The organism is Nocardia sp. CA-145437, from assembly GCF_050956485.1.
Taxonomy (GTDB): Bacteria; Actinomycetota; Actinomycetes; order Mycobacteriales; family Mycobacteriaceae; genus Nocardia.
The window spans coordinates 5,869,186-5,885,363 of record NZ_CP191204.1; the positions used below are offsets into that span (position 1 = coordinate 5,869,186).

Sequence of the window (16,178 nt, forward strand, 5' to 3'; positions counted from 1 at the left end):
GGTCCTGGTAGGCGGCAGCATGGATATGTATCTGGTCCGGCGCAATGGCGGGCGGCCCCTGTCGGACCTGCTCGCCCTGCTCTGTACCGGCTGCGGGCGGGTGTTCTTCTACGCGGACCGGCTCGACAGGGTGCGAGCGGCGATGAACTCCATGACGTCCTGAGTGCCGGACTGGTCGCGCAGGTGGTCCAGGGCCGCGTCCAGTCGCGGGTCCGGCCCCTGGCCGGCGAGCAGAACCACGATCGCCTCCCAGGTCTCGAGGCGCGGATTCGGCTGGGCCAGTAGCTCTTCCAGGTAACTGTCGGGTTCGAGCAGGCGCAGCGCCCGGCGGGCGTGGGCGTGCACGCGGCGGGGCAGCTCGGCACGGATCGCCTCGATGTCCTCGGGCTGGACATGGCCCGGCTGGTAGCGATCCAGCCGCACCGACCACAGGTCGCCGGATTCAGCGGGCAGGCCCTCGCCGGGGAGCAGGCCCGGACCGGTGGCCGCCTCGGGAGCGAGGGGCCGCAGACCGTAGCGCTCGGTGCGCCACAGACGAAATTCCTGCCAGGCGGCCGGGGTCGCCCACACGCCCAGCCCGAAGCGCAGCACCTGCTGCCCGCCGGTGAAGGTGCGGAAGGTGCGGGTCCGGGCGATGGTGGCCACGCCCTCGGGCAGCACCCGCGTCCAGGTGGGCTCGGCCCCCTCGAAACCGTACGGCTGCAACAATTTCCCCGTATCGCGCATCAAGCGCCGCAGTGCCGATTCCGGTTTGACCATCCCCGCAGATTAGCGGTGCGGACCGACAGAATCCCGCACCTCCCCCATCCACCCTGGACGCGGCGAGTCGTACCGAACACGCCGCGTCCGGGGCCAGATGTCAGTGGCCGGAATAGATGTCGTTCACCGTGGCCGCGTAACGATCGTTATTGGTGAGCGGCTGCAGGCCCAGCGCGGTGTCGATGGTGCGGAGCAGGCCGTACTGGTCGGTGCGCTGAGAGCTGTTGAAGCCCGCCTTCACCGAGTTCTGCGAGCCGAGCACGATGGTCGGCCCCGGTTCGAGTAGAGCGGGCCGAAGAGCTTGGCGAAGCCCTCGTCGAAGGTCACGATCAGCAGCGAGCGCTGCTGCTTCCAGGCCGGGGAGTTCAGGATCGCGGGCACGGTCGCGCCGAGCCAGCTGTCACCCGAGGCGACGCCGCAGCCCTCCATGTTGTGGCACTCGTTGGCCGCGAACCACACGAAATTCGGCGTGGTGGCCGTGGATTGCAGGTCGGTCGTCATCTGGGTGAGCGGCTGCAGGTGCGCGGCGCAGTAGCCCGGATCGGACTTCATGTTCTGGAAGTACAGGAACGGCAGGTCGTCCTGGTAGTACTCGCCGTGCGCGGTCTGATCGCAGTTGCCGTTGGCGTCCTCGGCGTACCCCTTCCAGGTCTTGCCCGCCGCGTCCGCGCTGTTGCCGATGTGCCGGGCGTTCAGGGTCGTGGTGGTGACGCTGTTGTCGACCAGCCCGTACAGTCCGCCCGCCGCCAGCGCGACGTAATTCGGATCGCTGGGATGGGTGGTGGCGTAGGACTGGGTCAGCGTCGCGCCCTGGGAGCGCAGGCTGTTGATATACGGGGCCGCGGAATTGCCGATGATGCCGGTGAGGCCGTCGTAGTCCTGGTTCTCCAGGTAGACCATGAAGACGTGGTCGTAGCCGGGCACGGTGGTGGCGGGCGCGGTCAGCGCCGGGGCGGGCAGCGGTGCGCCGATGGTGAACGACAGGTTGTCGGCGTAGCCGTCGGTGGTGTCGCCGTTGGTCCAGGTGAAGTACACATCGACGGTGACCGCGCGGGTGCCCTTGGGCAGGGTTCCCTTCGCATCACGCTGCAGCAGTTCGGTAGTGAAGCCGCGGTCGATGCTGCTCACGCCGCCGGCATCGGCCGTCCCCAGCTTGCCGCCCGACCCGTTGAGGAAGGTCGCGGTGAGACTCGCCTTGTCCATCTGCGCGCCGTAGCCGCCCAGCCAGCCATTCAGATCGAAGCTCACCCCGCCCCCGTCGATGGCCGCGGCCGCGCCGGAGACGTCGATGGTCTGATCGATCTCGGAGTTGCCGGTGCCGCCGCCGGTGAAGAACCTCGAGCCCCGGTTCGAGGGGCCGGTGGAGGACGGGCCGGGCCACCCGGACTGCCCGTAGCACACCGCGTTCGGCTCACCCTTGACGATCTTCCACCCCGGCAGCGTCATGCCGTCGAGGCCCTTGGGTGAGCACTGCGCCACCGCTTCGGCATCGCCGTCCACGATCAGGTTCGGGCTGGTGACCGCGGCCTGCGCCACGGTGGGGGTGACGGCCGAGCCGCTCAGGACCGACAGTGCGGCCGCCGCCGAGAGGGCGAGGACCTTGCCGAGGTGTTGTCGAACGCCGTTGTGGCGCATAGCTGTTCCTTACAGGTCGTGACAAATGCGACCCGAATGGAACACGTTTCAGATGTCGAGCCACCCGCCCCGCAGTGACCGGGTGATGAACGCGAACCGCCTATTGGTCATTCGACCAATAGGCGGAAGCGGTTGTGCGACAAGTACTGCCCGGCTAGGCGGCGACCTTCGCGGGCTTCTTCTTCTTGGAGCGGGCGAAGTTGTTCATGATCGGCAGGTCCACCCAGTGGTAGAGCGCTGCCGCGATCACCGTCGACACCACCAGGCTCAGCACCGCGAAGCCCGCCCAGCCGACGACGCCGAACTCCTTGCCGCCGATCAGGTATCGGGTGATCAGCACCATGACCGGGAACTGGATCAGATAGAAGGCGAAGGAGATATTGCCCAGCCACACCATGCGCGGATGGGAGTTGACCTTGCCGATGCCGTGCAGGTCACGGTTCGCCATGGTGGCGACCACCGCGGTCATCGGGGCCAGCATCAGCACCGACATCTTGTAGTTCACCGGCACGACCCAGGTCAACGCGTACGAGATGGTCAGGGCGACCATCGGCCACAGCAGGTTGGTGTTGCGCCACTTGCCTTCCAGCACCATCCGCGCGGCCAGCACGCCGAGGAAGAACTCCGGCAGCCGCGACAGCGGGAAGGTGTAGCTCAGCCAATACGACAGCGACACCGGGATGTTCGCCTGCTGGAACCACGCCGGGGAGGCGTGCAGCTCGTAGTACGGCGACGTGGTGCCCGGGACCAGCCGCGGCGCGAAGGCGTTCGCGATGCCCTTGGGGCCGTCGAAGAACAGGAAGTACGAGGTGTGCAGGGCGGCGATGCCCAGCAGCAGGACCGCCGCCGCCAGCACCAGGCGGCGCGTGGGGATCTTCATGATCAGCGGCAGCACCAGCGGGAAGCTCAGGTAGAACAGCATTTCCGCGGCCAGCGACCAGGACGGCACGTTCAGGCCGCCGACGGTGGTCCACTTCGGCACGTAGGTGTGCACCAGCAGCAGGTTCGGCACCCACACCACCGCGCGGTGCAGCGGCACGCTCGCCACCACGATGAACGCGGCGGCCGCCAGCAGATGCGACGGGTAGATCTTCAGCACGCGACGGCGATAGAACGCGCCCTTCGCCATGCCGGGCCGGAACGACCAGTAGATGATGAAGCCCGACAGCACGAAGAAGAAGGTCACACCCGCCGCGCCGAGCTGCATCGGAATCCAGGCGTGGATGTTGCGGAACATCTCCGACTTCTGGAACGGGTACACCGGCAGGAACACCAGCGCGTGCAGCACGAACACCGCGAACGCCGCCCACCAGCGCGCGCCGGTCAGCGACGGCAGCGGCGGGCGGACCCGGGCGGCCCGCTCGATGACGGATTCGGCGGCGGGCGCGGCGGTGTCGACAGGGCGCGCCGCGGGCGCCGGTTGGATCACTCGGGTGGAGAAGGACTCCACCGCGAGCGCGGTGGCGTCCTCCCGCGTGCCGGGCACGACTTCGGGTGGTCGGGTCATCGGGCGTACCTCTCCTGCAGGGCGTTGGCAATCACGGCGTCGCCCTGCGGAGCCGGATGGAACGGCAGACCGGCGACATTGACTTTCGGGTCGAACACGCCGTTGACCCACTGGTCGGGCGTGCACAGACCGTGCCCGCGGGTGAGGGCGCGGCTGTCGAGGTACTCGATCCGCAACAGCGCCGCGGCTTCGCGCTGCGCCTGATCGAAGCGATCGAGGTAGTCGACGACCGTACGACCCCGGGGCTGGCCGATCTCGAAACCGGCGATGTCGAAGCAGATCGCGTCCTGGCCGGGCGTGAACAACTCCGGGTACCCGACGATCACGATGCGCGCGTTCGGGGCGTAATAACGGACGTAGGCGACGACCTTGCTGATCCGTGCGGCGTACTCGGCGCCGGTCACGTTCTTCGGGTCGGCCATCCGGCCGTCGGCCACCGCGTCGGCCCCACAGCCGCCCGCGGGGTCGTAGAAGCAGGCCTGCATCGAGTCCCACGGCGACTTCGACGAGTCGCCCCACACATCGTTGAGACCGAACTGCAGGGTGACCAGCTTCGTCTTCGGACCGAACGCGCCCGCCTTGTCGGCGTTGCTCGCCTGGACCTTCAGGATGTAGCCGTTCCCGGTGTCGATCGACGCGCCCGGGCAGGACTGGTTCCACACCTGTCCGTCGCCGCGCAGGCCCAATCGGTCCTGCAGCTGCGCCGGCCAGGCGGTGGCGCCGTGCTGACAGGTCTTGTCCTGCCCCGACGGGTCCCACCCGTTCGCGGTGAACGAGTCACCCAGAATGACCAGTTCTCTACCTTGCGGAGTCGAATCCGCCTGTGCCCCCGAAGTTCCCGCCATGGCCGCGGCGACTGCCATCACCGCGGCGCACAGCCACCGTCCGTTGTTTCCCGACACGTGCTCTTTCTCCGTCTGTCAGAACCTGCGCTGGTTCGTCAGTACCCTGCGCGAGGCTCGAAGCCGGGGGCGTCCAGCGTCGGCGGCGCCGGCTTGGCGGGCGCCTCGACCTGCGGCGCGGGCTTGGGCGCGACCGGCTGCGGCGCGACCTGCTGCGGCGCGGGGGCCTCGGCCTGCGGCGCGGGCGCCGGGGCGGGGGCCTCTGCCTTGGGAGCCTCGGTGGTGGCCGGCGGGGCGGCGGGCGCGGGGGCCGCGCTGCTCGCGGGAGCGGCCGAGCTGCTCGCCGGGGCGACCACGGAGGTGGTCGTGGTGGCGGGCGAGTCGGTGGCCTTGTCGCTGCCACACGCAGCGAGTCCACCGATGAGCAGGACGGAACCGATGGCGGCCACGGTGGCGCGAGCGGTCGACGTGCCGGTGATGCGGATGTTCATGTTGAAACCCTCGTATCGCAAATTGAACTGCGGATTTTTCACTTTTGCGCGGAGTGTACAAGAGGCTGCGAGAGCCGCGACAGGAGTTCGGCAAACCGCAAAACCCCTGCGCAACCAGCAGACTCGACGAGTAGCTATCGACGGACAAACCGTCGATAACCGGCTGTGCACACGGTCAGTGACCGTAGCGGTCGTAGATGGCACGGGCGACGACGGTGTCACCCTGGGTGGATGGATGGAAGAACAGACCGTCGAGATCTGTCCGGGGGTCGAACACACCGTTCAGCCACGGCTGCGACGAGCAGAGCCCATGACCGGTGGTGAGCCCGCGGGCATCGAGGAACTCGATCCCGAGTAGTTGGGCGGCTTCTCGCTCCGCCTTGTCGATGCGGTCGAAGTACTCGACCACCGCGCGGCCGCGCGACTGGATGAAGGGCGCGACGCCGCCGATGCTGAGACAGACCGTGCTGGTGCCCGGCGTGAACAGCTCGGGATAGCCGACGAGGACGATCTTCGCGTTCGGCGCGTAGTACTTGATGTAGGTGATCGCATTGCTCATGCGCTTGGCCATCAGCGCGCCGGAGACCCCGGTGTAGTCGGGGAAACGGTTCTCGTCGACGGCTTCGGGGTCACAGCCGAGCGGAAGGTTGAACACGCACTTCTGCAGCGACCCCCACAGCGTCTGGTCGTTCTTGCCCCACTTGTCATTGAGGCTGAACTGCAGCGTCACCAGCTTGGTTCTGGGACCGAACGCGCCTTCCTTGTCGGCCCGCTGCGCCTGCTGGGCCATGGTCCAGCCCGGCCCGCTGTCGATCGACGAACCCGGGCAGGACGGATCCGACACCCGGTCGGTGCCGTGCACGCCCATCAGTTCGGCCAGCTGCACCGGCCAGGCGGTCTTCCCATGGCGTTGACAGGTGTTGTCGCCGTCCATGAAGTCCCAGGCGTTCGCCGAGAACGAATCACCCAGGGTCACAAGCTCTCTGCCCTCGGCGCCCGGATCGGCGCCGGCGGGGGTGGTACTCATCGCGGAGACCGAGGCCGCCACCGCGACGACGGCAGCACACAGCCACCGTCCATTCTTGCCCAGCAACTGACTAGTCCAGCTCTCTCAGTATCCGGCGCGGGGCTCGAAGCCCGGTGCGTCCAGGGTGGGCGGGGCGGGCTTCGCGGGCTGCTCGACCTGCGGAGCGGGCTTGGGCGCCACCGGTTGCGGGGCGACCGGCTGCGGCGCGGGGGCTTCCGGCGCGACCGGCTGCGGGGCGGCCGGTTCGGTGGCCGCGGGCGCCGGCGCGGGAGACTCGGCGGGCGCGGGAGCCGGAGCGGCGGCCGTGGTGGTGGGCGCGGGCGCGCCCGTGGCCTTCACCGCCGAGGACACCACCGCACCACCGGTCGGCGAACCCTCTGAGGACTTGTCGCTGCCGCACCCTGTGACCCCCGCGAACAACAACGCACCGCCGAGCACTGCCGCGGCGGCACGAACGGCGAACACCCCTGGTGTAGCAGACTTCATCAGTACCTCGAATCGGAGCTCAAAACTGAAGTGATAGATGTTCACTTCAGCGGGGAGTGTACAAAACCAGCCACCCCCACCCGCCCGGATTCGGAAAACTGGCCCCGACTACTGGGGGCTTCGGATCCGGTCCGCCCTGATCAGGCAAACCGTACCCGCAACCACCGGTTCCAGTCGGTCGGCACCCGAAACTATCCCACCCAGTGGTCCGGGGCTACCCCCCAGCGAGCCCCGGACCCCTCGGCGCGCCGCGGAACTAGTCCGGGATCGCGACCGTCGACGGGAGGTTCACCCAGCTGGGGGCGTCGGGATCCAGCCGCAGATGCTCGGGCTTCAGACCGGAATCGGCCAGGAAGATCATCGGCGGCAGGGCCTTGGGGAAGTTGCTCGCGTAGACGTCGACCCGCAGGCGATGGCCGGGCTGCAGCACGGCCTCGATCGGGGTCAGGGCGATATCGAGGGAGACCGGGACGCCGGGGACGGTCTGCTGCCGCCGGGCCAGGTCCAGGTAGTAGTGGGGTTCGGTGTAGTCGCCGTTGGCGGAGCGGAGACTGGCGTCCTCGTCGATCTGACGCATGGAGGCGACCAGCTGACCGGTCGCGATCTCGTGCGAGACACCGTCGGGGGCAACATCGTTGACGGTCGCGACCCAGTACCCGTCGGCGGCGTCCTCGACCACGTTCAGGTGGACGTTGATCGGGCCCGACACCGTGGTCGGGGCGAACACCGGGCCACTGGTGAAGGACAGGCCGTCGTTCTCCCAGACGCGGGAATCGTTGGTGCACAGGTCGAGAACGGCGGTCGCGCCGGCGGTGATGCGGGCGGCGTCGCGGCCGCACAGACTCGACAGGGCCGGCGTGACCGTCAGATCACGCACCGCCGCCTGCCGGGGGTCGGCGGACAGGCCGCCGTCGTAGTGGGAGCCGGGGCTGGTGCCCGACGGGATGTCGTTCAGATACGTCCGGCGGTGGACGGCGTCCGTGCGCGGGAACTCGGGCGCGTCGGTCCAGCCGCCGCCCTGCTGCTTCACGATCAGCGGCGTGAATCTGTCTACGCCATTGTCGATTCCACGCAGCCAGTGGTCGAACCAGGCCCGCTGCAACACATCCAGGCGCGGCGGCATGCCCGGATGACCGAAACCGCCCACGCCGGAACCCAGGTGGTAGCCGTCGCCCATGATCAGCTTCTTCTGCTCGGGCGGCAGCGGGATGGCGGCGAAGGTGTCGGTGGGCGTCGTCCCGAAGATGTCGAACCACGCGCCCACCATGAAGGTCGGCACCCGGACGTGGGTGATGTCGGTCTTCAGGCCGCGCCGGAAGCCCGAATTCGGGTCCACCAGTTCGCGGGTCCGCGCGGTCAGCTGGTCGGGGGTCATGGCGGTGTAGCCGTTGACGACCATGTCGACCAGGGTCAGCGGATCGGCGAGGCGGTCGCGCAGCCAGCGGGATTGCTGCGCGGGATCGAACTTTCCGACCAGCAGCGCGGTCACGTCCGGAATCATCTTGAGCGCGTTGACCCCCAGCAGCCACGGCACCAGGAAGCCGACGCCCACCGCGGCGCCCGGGCCCGCGATATCGGTGAAGATGTCGGCGCTGCCCTCGTAGGCGAAGACGGCCTTCAGGCCCGGCGGCATCCGGTCGGTCGCCTCCAGCGCGGTGATCGCGGTGAACGAGATCCCCATGGCCCCAACGGTTCCATCGCTCCAGGACTGGCGGGTGATCCAGTCCACCACCTCGGCGGCATCCTGCTTCTCCCGGTCGCCGAACACCTGCCAGGCGCCCTCGGAGGTGCCGGTGCCCCGGGTATCGACCTGCACCAGGGTGTATCCCGCCTCGGCGAGCGCCCAGTCCTGCGCGGCCGCCTCCAGGGCGCCGGAATCCAGCTGCCGGGTCATGTCGAACAGGCCGTCCACCCCGACGCCCGGCAGATTCAGCGACGCGGCCCACGCCTCCAGCGGCTGTTTGATGCCGAGGCCGTCGGCGGCGCTGAGCACCGCCTCGCCGATCAGCAGCGGCAGCTTGCCGTATCCCTGCATCTGGAGGATCACCGGCCGGCGACCGTCCGGGACACGGCCGTTGTCGGCGGGATGAATGATGTCGGCCTTCAGCACGACGCCGTCGGACATGGTGATCGGCACGGCGAGATCGGGGACGATCCCGTTGTGCGGCTGCGGTCCGTCCACCGCCGCGGTCCAGTCCGCCGCGTACGGGCCGCCGTCGATCCCGGTGAATGCGGTGTCCGACAGGGCCATCGGGGCGAGGAACTGTGTTCCCGCCACCACCGCGGCCATGATCACCAGCACTTTCCCGGCCGATCTCCGGGTTCGCCATCGCGCCTTCAGCATTGAGTCCCACCTCTCGCACCGTTGTTGGGACAGATTGTTGCTACTGGCCGGTAATAGCGACTCGCCCCAGGGCGACATCGTTTTACCCCTGCGCGACAAGCCCATTCGAGCATTCCGTCCCAGACAGTCGACGAGCCGGGTTACGATCCCCGCGCAGACGAAGAACCGGCGGGAGGGCGACCGGCCGATGGCGATCATGGCGCGCGCGGCGAACCTGCGTGGATATCGCGAACTCATCGACGAACTGGGCGGCGACGGCGCGGCCCTGCTCCGGCGGTTCGGGATCACCCCCGAAGCCATCGCCGACGGCGACGCACTGGTTCCCGCCGAATCCCTGGGCCGGGCACTGAAAGTCGCCACGGAGTTCCTGGACCGCACCTACCCCGGCCCCGGCCGGACCACGGCCGCGCGGGTCCGGGCGGCCATCGACCGCGCCCTGCTCGAGTCCCGGGCCGACATCGAGACCGTGGCCCGCATGCTCACGGTGCACGAGCGCACCCTGCAACGCGCATTGGCCGCCGAGGGAACGACTTTCACGGCTCTGCTGGACGAGGCCCGTCGCGATATCGCGCACCGGCTGCTGTGCGAGACCGATCTGCCGATGAGCCGCATCACCACGCTCATCGGGCTGCGCGAACAGTCCGCGCTGACCCGGGCGGTGCGCCGCTGGTACGGCCGGACGCCGCAACAGGTCCGGAACGCGGCCCGCGAGGTCGAACCACGCCGGGCCGGGACCGGTGTCGACCGACCTACGACGACGGGGCGATGAGGCGTTCGGAGAGCTCCCACAGGGCCGCGGCGGTAGCCGGGTCGGTGGCGTGCGGACTGGCCTGGGCGACAGCGCAATCCGCGAGGTAGCCGCCCGAGTGCGCGGTCAGGCCCGGGGCGGTCGCCGCCAGGACCGAGGTCGCGGCCGCTTCCGGGATCGTCTTCAGGGTGGTCACGGCGGAGGGATTGCGCGAGGTGAGTTTGCGCATCTCGGCGAAGTCCTCGCGGGACATGTGCCGGGACAGATCGGTGGCGCAGACACCCGGGTGCACGGCGTAGGCGTGGATGCCCCACTCCGCGCCCCGGGCCGCGAGATCCACCGTCATCAGGATGTTCGCGGACTTGGATTGCCCGTAGCTCGCGAACTTGTCGTACTCGCGGCGCTCGAAGTTCGGGTCGTCGAGGTCGGCCGGATACGCGTGATGCGCCGCCGAGGACACCGTGACGACGCGGCTCGCGACACCGGACCGATCCGCACCCGCCGACAACACCGGCAGCAGTCCGGTTGTCAGGGCGAAGTGGCCGAGATGGTTGGTGCCGAACTGCGATTCGAAGCCATCGGCGGTGTGGCCGAACGGCGTGTACATCACCCCGGCGTTGTTGATCAGGAGGTGCAGCGCGGGCGCGCGCTGGGCGACGGCCCGCACGGCCGCTCGGACGCTGCCGAGATCGCTCAGGTCGAGCCCGACGACATCGACTGTCGCACCGGGAAACCGCGCACGGATACCGGCCGCGACCGTGCCCGCCGCGGCGGCGTTCCGCGCGGCGAGCAGGACCGTGGCGCCGGCGGCCGCGAGGGCACGGGCGGTCTCGGCTCCGAGACCGCCCGTGGTTCCCGTGACCAGGGCTACGCGACCGGTGAGGTCGATTCCGGCGATGACCTCATCGGTGTTCATCGCGTCCCGCTCAGCCCGCGAGCTTCGCGAGGTTGGGGAAATTGCTCAGTTCCCAGCCGCCGTCCACCACCATGTCGATGCCCGTGACATAGGAGGCCTCGTCGGAGGCGAGGAACAGACACGGGCCCGCGATCTGTTCCGGGGTCGCGGGCGCGCCCATCGGAATGCGGTCCAGGAACATCTGTTTGGCGGGCTCGTACCCCATGACGGCCGCCACCAGCGGGGTGTCGACCAGACCGGGGAGCACGGCGTTCACCCGGATGCGGTGCTGCGCCAGTTCCAGGGCCGCGTTCTTGGAGAACATCACCACGCCCGCCTTACCCGTGGAGTACGGGCTGCCGCCGGGCATGGGGACCCGGGCGTCCAGGGACGAGATATTGACGATCGAGCCGCCGCCGGTCGACTTCATGAGGCGCGCTTCGTGTTTGGTGCACAGGAAGACGCTCTTCTGGATGAGGTCGATAGTGAAGTCCCAGTCGGCCTCGGTGAGGTCGGTGACCGCGCCGATGCGGGACGCGCCCGCGCAGTTGAAGGCGGCGTGCAGACCGCCGAAACGCGATGCGGCGACCGCGATTCCGGCCTCCACCTGGGCCTCGTCGGTGACGTCGGTGACCGCGGGCACGAAGGCGTCGCCGAGTTCGGCTGCCCGCTTGCCCAGTCCGGCCTCGTCGAGGTCCAGGCCGACCACATTCGCGCCCTCGGCGATCAGCGCGGCCGAGATGGCCGCGCCGATACCGGAGGCCGCGCCGGTGACGACCGCGGTGCGGCCGTCGAACCTGCGTGCGTTCATCGCGCACCCGCCTTCAGGAACTCGCCGGTGCGGTCCCGGCCGAGCGTCTCGGCCTTCTCGCCCAGCCCGAACACGTACTCGCCGTTGACCAGGACCGCGGTGACGGTCTCGTCATTGCGGTTGACCATGCGGGAGAGGTTGCCGTACTCGGGAACCGGGTTCTCCGCGTAGGACTCCAGACTGTCGTCCAGGTGCGCCGGATCGATGATCAGCACATCCGCCCGGTCGCCTTCGCGCAGATGCCCGGCGTCCAGGTCGTACCAGTCCGCCAGCTCGCCGCTGACCCGGTGCACGGCGTGCTCGACGGTCATGAACGGCGTGCCCGCCTGCTGCGCCTGGTGCACTCGCTTCAGCAGCCGCAGCCCGAAGTTGTAGAACGCCATGTTCCGCAGATGCGCGCCCGCGTCCGAGAAGCCCAGCTGCACACTGGGATCCGCCGCCAGCGCGTTCAGCACCTCGGGACGATGGTTGGAGATGGTCGTGCGCCAGCGCACCTTCGGACCGTGCTCGACCAGCAGATCGAGGAAGGCGTCCACCGGGTGGATACCACCACGGTCCACCCCGACCTGGCCGAAGGTCTTGCCGACCACGCTCGGATCGGGGCATTCGGTGATCTCGGCGTCGAAGAAGTCGCGGTGCCACACGCGCGGGCCCCACTTCTTGTCGTAGTCCTTGCGGAACCAGCGCCGGTACTCCGGATCCTGGAACAGCTCGTGCCGCTCCTCCAGCTGGTTGGACAGGTGCAGAGCCGCCGCGCCGGAACCGAATTCCTCGAACACCGGCAGGTCGATGCCGTCGGAGTAGACCTCGAACGGCACCGGCAGATGCTGCCAGCGGAAGTCGCCACCCAGGCCGTTGATGATCTTGCCCAGCAACGGGAAGACCTTCACCACGCCCGGGATCGCCTTGATGTCGGCGGCCGAGAGCAGGCTCACCTTCAGCTTGGGCCGGAAGAAGCCCAGGCTGCTGGCCGCCATGCCGATCATGCTCTGCGGCTTGGCCACGTCCGGGCCGCCCTGCAACGCGCGTTTGCGGTCGCGCAGAATGCGATTCAGCCGGCGGCGTTCCTTCGCGGTGGCGTAGGTGGACGGCAGCGTCCGCGAGCGGCACACCTCGCCGTCCAGCTTGTCGAACAGCAGCTGCTGCGAGGACATGCCGACGAATCCGGCGTCGAGCGCCTCGGTCAGCTTGTGCTCCATGGCCGCGATCTCGGACTCGGTCGGCTTGACGTCGGGATCGGTGGCCCGCTCCAACCCGAGCTGTGCGGTCCGGATATCGGAATGCCCGATGAACGAGGCCACATTCGGCCCCAGCGGCAGCGACTCCAGGGCCTGCACATAGCTGTGCGCGCTGTTCCAGGTCTTCAGCGTGTCCACCGACTCGACCACGTACTGCCGCGGAATCGCCTCCACCCGGCCGAACAGGTCACCGGCGTCGGACCCGCCGACATGCACCGCGGACAACGAGCACGACCCCAGCAGCAGAGTGGTGACGCCGTGCCGCAGCGACTCCGACAGCGTCGGGTCGAGCAGCACCTCCACGTCGTAGTGGGTGTGGATGTCGATCATGCCGGGCATGACCCAGCGGCCGGTCGCGTCGATCACTCGCCCGCAATCGGTTTCGTCCAGCGGCGCGGCCGAGACCGTCGCCACCCGGCCGTCACGGATGCCGAGATTGCGGATGGCCGACGGCGCGCCGGTGCCGTCGAACCAGCGGCCGTTCTTGATGATGGTGTCGTACACAGGAATTCACTTCCCCAGGGTGAGGTCGCGGCGCAGCACCTTGCCGGTGGCGTTGCGCGGCAGCGGATCCGCGGTGACCAGCCAGCGGGCAGGCACCTTGAAGTAGGCCAGTTGCCTGGCCACGTGGTCGCGCAGCTCGTCCTCGGTCAGGGTCTGCGGATCGTCGACCACGACGATGGCGGCCACCTCCTGGCCGAGATCCTCGTGCGGGATGCCGATCACGGCCGACTCGCGCACCAGCGGGTGCTCGTCGAGGACGTTCTCGATCTCCTGCGGGTAGACGTTCTCGCCGCCGCGCAGGATGAGATCCGAACGGCGGCCGGAGATGTAGAGCTTGCCGCCGCGCAGGGTTCCGAAATCGCCGGTGCGCAGCCAGCGGTTCTCGTCGATGGCGGCCTTCGTGGCGTCGTCGTTGTTCCAGTAGCCGAGCATGACGTAGGGGCTGCGGATGCAGATCTCGCCTTCCTCGCCGTCGGGCACCGGCTTGCCGTCCGGATCCCGGACCTCCAGCGAGACGCCGACCACCGCGCGGCCCACGGTCTCGTTGTCGGCGGCCAGTTCCGGCGGGGTCGCCACGGTCGCGGCGGTGCCGGACTCGGTGCAGCCGTAGCTGGTGGTCAGGCCCTGCAGCGCCACCGGGAACTTCTCGCGCAAGCGCTGCACCAGCGCCGGGGAGGACGGCGCGGAGTTCAGGGAGAACGCGGTCAGCGAGGACAGGTCGTACTTCGAGATGTCCACGGCCAGAATGCGGCTCGCCAGCGTCGGCACGGCCGCCCAGTTGGTGACCTTCTCGGTCTCGACCAGCTGCAGCAGCGATTCCGCGTCGAACTCGCCCGAGGTCGGGAAGACCACGGCGTCACCGGTGGTGAGGCGCGGGATCGACAGGTTGTGCAGGCTCGCGATGTGGAACAGCGGCATGGTGGCCAGGTAGCGGCGGCCGGCCGGGGAACCGTCCCAGGCCTGACCGCGGAAGCCGGCGGCCAGCGCGTCCATGAAGCGGTGGTAGTCGGCGACCGCCACCATGTTCCGCTGGGTGTGCACCACACCCTTGGGGCGGCCGGTGGTGCCGGAGGTGTAGAGGATGATCGCCGGATCGTCCTCGGTCACCTCGGCGGCCGGATTGCCGCCCGCGAACTCCGCGATCAGCGCGGGCAGGTCGGTCTCCATGGTCAGCACCGGGATGGCGGTGCCGGTCTCGGCGGCCAGCGCGGCCCGCTTGGCGTCGGCGATCACGACCGTCGGGGCGGAGTGCTCGAGGCCGTACTCGATCTCGCGCGGCGCCCACCAGGCGTTGTAGCCCACCGGGATCGCACCCAACCGCTGGGCGGCCCAGAAGGTCAGCACCCATTCGGGGGTGTTGGCGGCCAGGATGCCGATCCGGTCGCCCTTGCCGACGCCGTACTTCTCGGCCAGCGCCGCGGCCAGCGCACCCGCGGCAGCGTAGTGCTCGGCGAAGGTGTAGCGAGTGCGCGCGGACACCAGATAGTCGAGATCGCCCAGGTCACGGGAGACTTCCAGCAGGTCCAGCAGCGACGCGTGCCGGTTCTTGAACACCGGCTGCGGGACGCCCAGCACCTGCTCGACCGTCATCTCGAACGGGGCGCCCGGCGCGGTCAGCTTTCCGGCGACTTGGGCGGCGAGAGCCTGGAGGTCAACGGCGTTGGTCATGAATCAAGTCCTCGAATCCTTGTGCGCGAACCGTGGCGGGTAACCAGAGTGAGACCGATCACGCCGACCCCCGGACTGTATCGAAGGTCGCTTTCAGATAGGCGTCGGCACGAGGCGAACCGATCAGGCCCGCCTCCATCCGGTTCATCGCGTAGGCGAAGGTGACCCGGTGGTCCAGGTCGTTGACCACCATCGAGCCGCCGATCCCGGCCCACCAGCACACCCGGCCGTCCGGCACGTGCGGGGCGGTCTGCGGCTGCGGCAGGCCGTAGCCGATGCCGAAGCGCAGCGGCACCATGATGGCCAGGTCCACGCCGTCGGACTGCTGCTCGAAGATGAGGTCGATGGTCTTGTCCGACAACAGCTTCCGGCCGCTCAACTCGCCGCCATTGCTGATCAGCGATTGCAGCCGGGCGATGGAACGGGCATTGCCGTGCCCGCCCATGCCGCCCAGCTCCGCCCGCTGCCACTGCGGGGTACCGCATTCGGCGAAGTCCAGCAGCGGCTGGAACAGGGTCTTGAACATGACGCTGTCCTGCGGCAGCAGCGACGGATCGAACTCCGGCAGCTCCGGCGGAACCAGGGTCGCGATGCGGCCCAGATCCTCGGTGGCCATACCGATGTGGAAGTCCGCGCCCAACGGGCCCGCCAGCTCCTCGGCGAAGAAGCGGCCCAGCGGGCGACCCGTGACGCGCTTGACCAGCGCGCCCAGCAGGTGACCGTAGTTCATCGCGTGATAACCCGACGCGGTGCCCGGCTCCCACCAAGGCGCCTGCGCCGCAAGGCGATCCGTGGCCGCGTCGGTGTCGTAGATGTCCGGCAGCACGATCGGGGCCTCCCAGCTGGAGACGCCCGAGGTGTGCGACAGCAGGTGCCGCACCTCGATATCGGCCTTGCCGTTGGCGGCGAACTCCGGCCAGTAGTGGGCCACCTTCTGGTGCACGTCCAGCTCACCGCGGTCAACCAGGAGCAGAGTGCTCAGGGCGACCATGGTCTTGGTGATGGAGAAGGTGTTCACCACGGTGTCGGCGGCCCAGGGCGTGGTCTTCTCCGGGTCGGTGTAACCGCCCCAGAGATCAACCACGGGCTCACCGTCCACGGTCACACAGACCGACGCGCCCAGCTCCGCGCCCGACTCCACCTGCTCGGTGAAAGCCGCACGGACAGCCTCGAATTCGTCGGCACAGAATCCAGCGACGTTGCTCATTCCGACCGTCTCCCTC

The 16,178-nt window shown here is 68.9% G+C and carries 15 protein-coding genes; 1 reads left to right on the forward strand and 14 read right to left on the reverse strand.

The features are described 5' to 3' along the window. Window positions 1–108: 108 nt before the first annotated feature. From ACQPYY_RS27305 to ACQPYY_RS27345, 9 genes are all read right to left on the reverse strand, one after another. Window positions 109–759 carry a hypothetical protein gene (locus ACQPYY_RS27305; RefSeq protein WP_433591523.1) on the reverse strand — a complete coding sequence of 217 codons (651 nt, stop codon included), beginning with the start codon at window positions 757–759 and terminating at the stop codon, window positions 109–111. A 100-nt stretch (window positions 760–859) separates the two neighbouring features. After that, on the reverse strand, window positions 860–1,021 hold the full coding sequence (locus ACQPYY_RS27310; RefSeq protein WP_433591524.1) for a hypothetical protein: 162 nt from the start codon (window positions 1,019–1,021) through the stop codon (window positions 860–862). Continuing rightward, window positions 997–2,394, reverse strand: coding sequence for an alkaline phosphatase family protein (locus ACQPYY_RS27315; protein ID WP_433591525.1), 1,398 nt, complete (start codon window positions 2,392–2,394; stop codon window positions 997–999). Before ACQPYY_RS27315 ends, ACQPYY_RS27310 begins: the two co-directional genes overlap by 25 nt. A gap of 154 nt (window positions 2,395–2,548) precedes the next feature. Next, the gene (locus ACQPYY_RS27320; RefSeq protein WP_433591526.1) at window positions 2,549–3,901 is read right to left on the reverse strand and encodes an acyltransferase family protein; all 1,353 of its coding nucleotides are present in this window, start codon (window positions 3,899–3,901) and stop codon (window positions 2,549–2,551) included. After that, window positions 3,898–4,803: an SGNH/GDSL hydrolase family protein gene (locus ACQPYY_RS27325; protein ID WP_379094208.1), complete on the reverse strand. Its 906-nt coding sequence runs from the start codon at window positions 4,801–4,803 to the stop codon at window positions 3,898–3,900. Before ACQPYY_RS27325 ends, ACQPYY_RS27320 begins: the two co-directional genes overlap by 4 nt. A 38-nt stretch (window positions 4,804–4,841) precedes the next feature. Next, window positions 4,842–5,234, reverse strand: a complete 393-nt coding sequence (locus ACQPYY_RS27330; RefSeq protein ID WP_379094206.1) for a hypothetical protein — start codon at window positions 5,232–5,234, stop codon at window positions 4,842–4,844. 175 nt (window positions 5,235–5,409) lie between these two features. Then, window positions 5,410–6,261, reverse strand: coding sequence for an SGNH/GDSL hydrolase family protein (locus ACQPYY_RS27335; RefSeq protein WP_379094204.1), 852 nt, complete (start codon window positions 6,259–6,261; stop codon window positions 5,410–5,412). An 84-nt stretch (window positions 6,262–6,345) separates the two neighbouring features. Further along, entirely contained in the window at window positions 6,346–6,747 is a 402-nt protein-coding gene (locus ACQPYY_RS27340) for a hypothetical protein (RefSeq protein WP_379094202.1), read from the reverse strand. Between the two features lie 256 nt (window positions 6,748–7,003). After that, on the reverse strand, window positions 7,004–9,091 hold the full coding sequence (locus tag ACQPYY_RS27345; RefSeq protein ID WP_433591527.1) for a CocE/NonD family hydrolase: 2,088 nt from the start codon (window positions 9,089–9,091) through the stop codon (window positions 7,004–7,006). A 187-nt stretch (window positions 9,092–9,278) separates the two neighbouring features. On the opposite strand from ACQPYY_RS27345, the gene ACQPYY_RS27350 reads away from it, so the two are divergent. Next, window positions 9,279–9,860: a helix-turn-helix transcriptional regulator gene (locus tag ACQPYY_RS27350; protein WP_433591528.1), complete on the forward strand. Its 582-nt coding sequence runs from the start codon at window positions 9,279–9,281 to the stop codon at window positions 9,858–9,860. Here the strand turns inward: ACQPYY_RS27350 and ACQPYY_RS27355 are convergent. The 5 genes from ACQPYY_RS27355 to ACQPYY_RS27375 are packed head-to-tail and all read right to left on the reverse strand — an operon-like array spanning window position 9,841 to window position 16,162. Next, on the reverse strand, window positions 9,841–10,755 hold the full coding sequence (locus ACQPYY_RS27355) for an SDR family NAD(P)-dependent oxidoreductase (protein ID WP_433591529.1): 915 nt from the start codon (window positions 10,753–10,755) through the stop codon (window positions 9,841–9,843). The two genes, ACQPYY_RS27350 and ACQPYY_RS27355, sit on opposite strands and share 20 nt — an antisense overlap. A 10-nt stretch (window positions 10,756–10,765) precedes the next feature. Beyond that, on the reverse strand, window positions 10,766–11,545 hold the full coding sequence (locus tag ACQPYY_RS27360) for an SDR family NAD(P)-dependent oxidoreductase (RefSeq protein WP_379094191.1): 780 nt from the start codon (window positions 11,543–11,545) through the stop codon (window positions 10,766–10,768). Continuing rightward, entirely contained in the window at window positions 11,542–13,287 is a 1,746-nt protein-coding gene (locus ACQPYY_RS27365; protein ID WP_379094188.1) for an N-acyl-D-amino-acid deacylase family protein, read from the reverse strand. Before ACQPYY_RS27365 ends, ACQPYY_RS27360 begins: the two co-directional genes overlap by 4 nt. Before the next feature lie 6 nt (window positions 13,288–13,293). After that, the gene (locus tag ACQPYY_RS27370; protein WP_433591530.1) at window positions 13,294–14,955 is read right to left on the reverse strand and encodes a class I adenylate-forming enzyme family protein; all 1,662 of its coding nucleotides are present in this window, start codon (window positions 14,953–14,955) and stop codon (window positions 13,294–13,296) included. A gap of 58 nt (window positions 14,956–15,013) precedes the next feature. Next, complete coding sequence (locus ACQPYY_RS27375; RefSeq protein WP_433591531.1) at window positions 15,014–16,162, reverse strand: serine hydrolase domain-containing protein; 1,149 nt, start codon at window positions 16,160–16,162, stop codon at window positions 15,014–15,016. Between the last annotated feature and the right edge of the window lie 16 nt (window positions 16,163–16,178).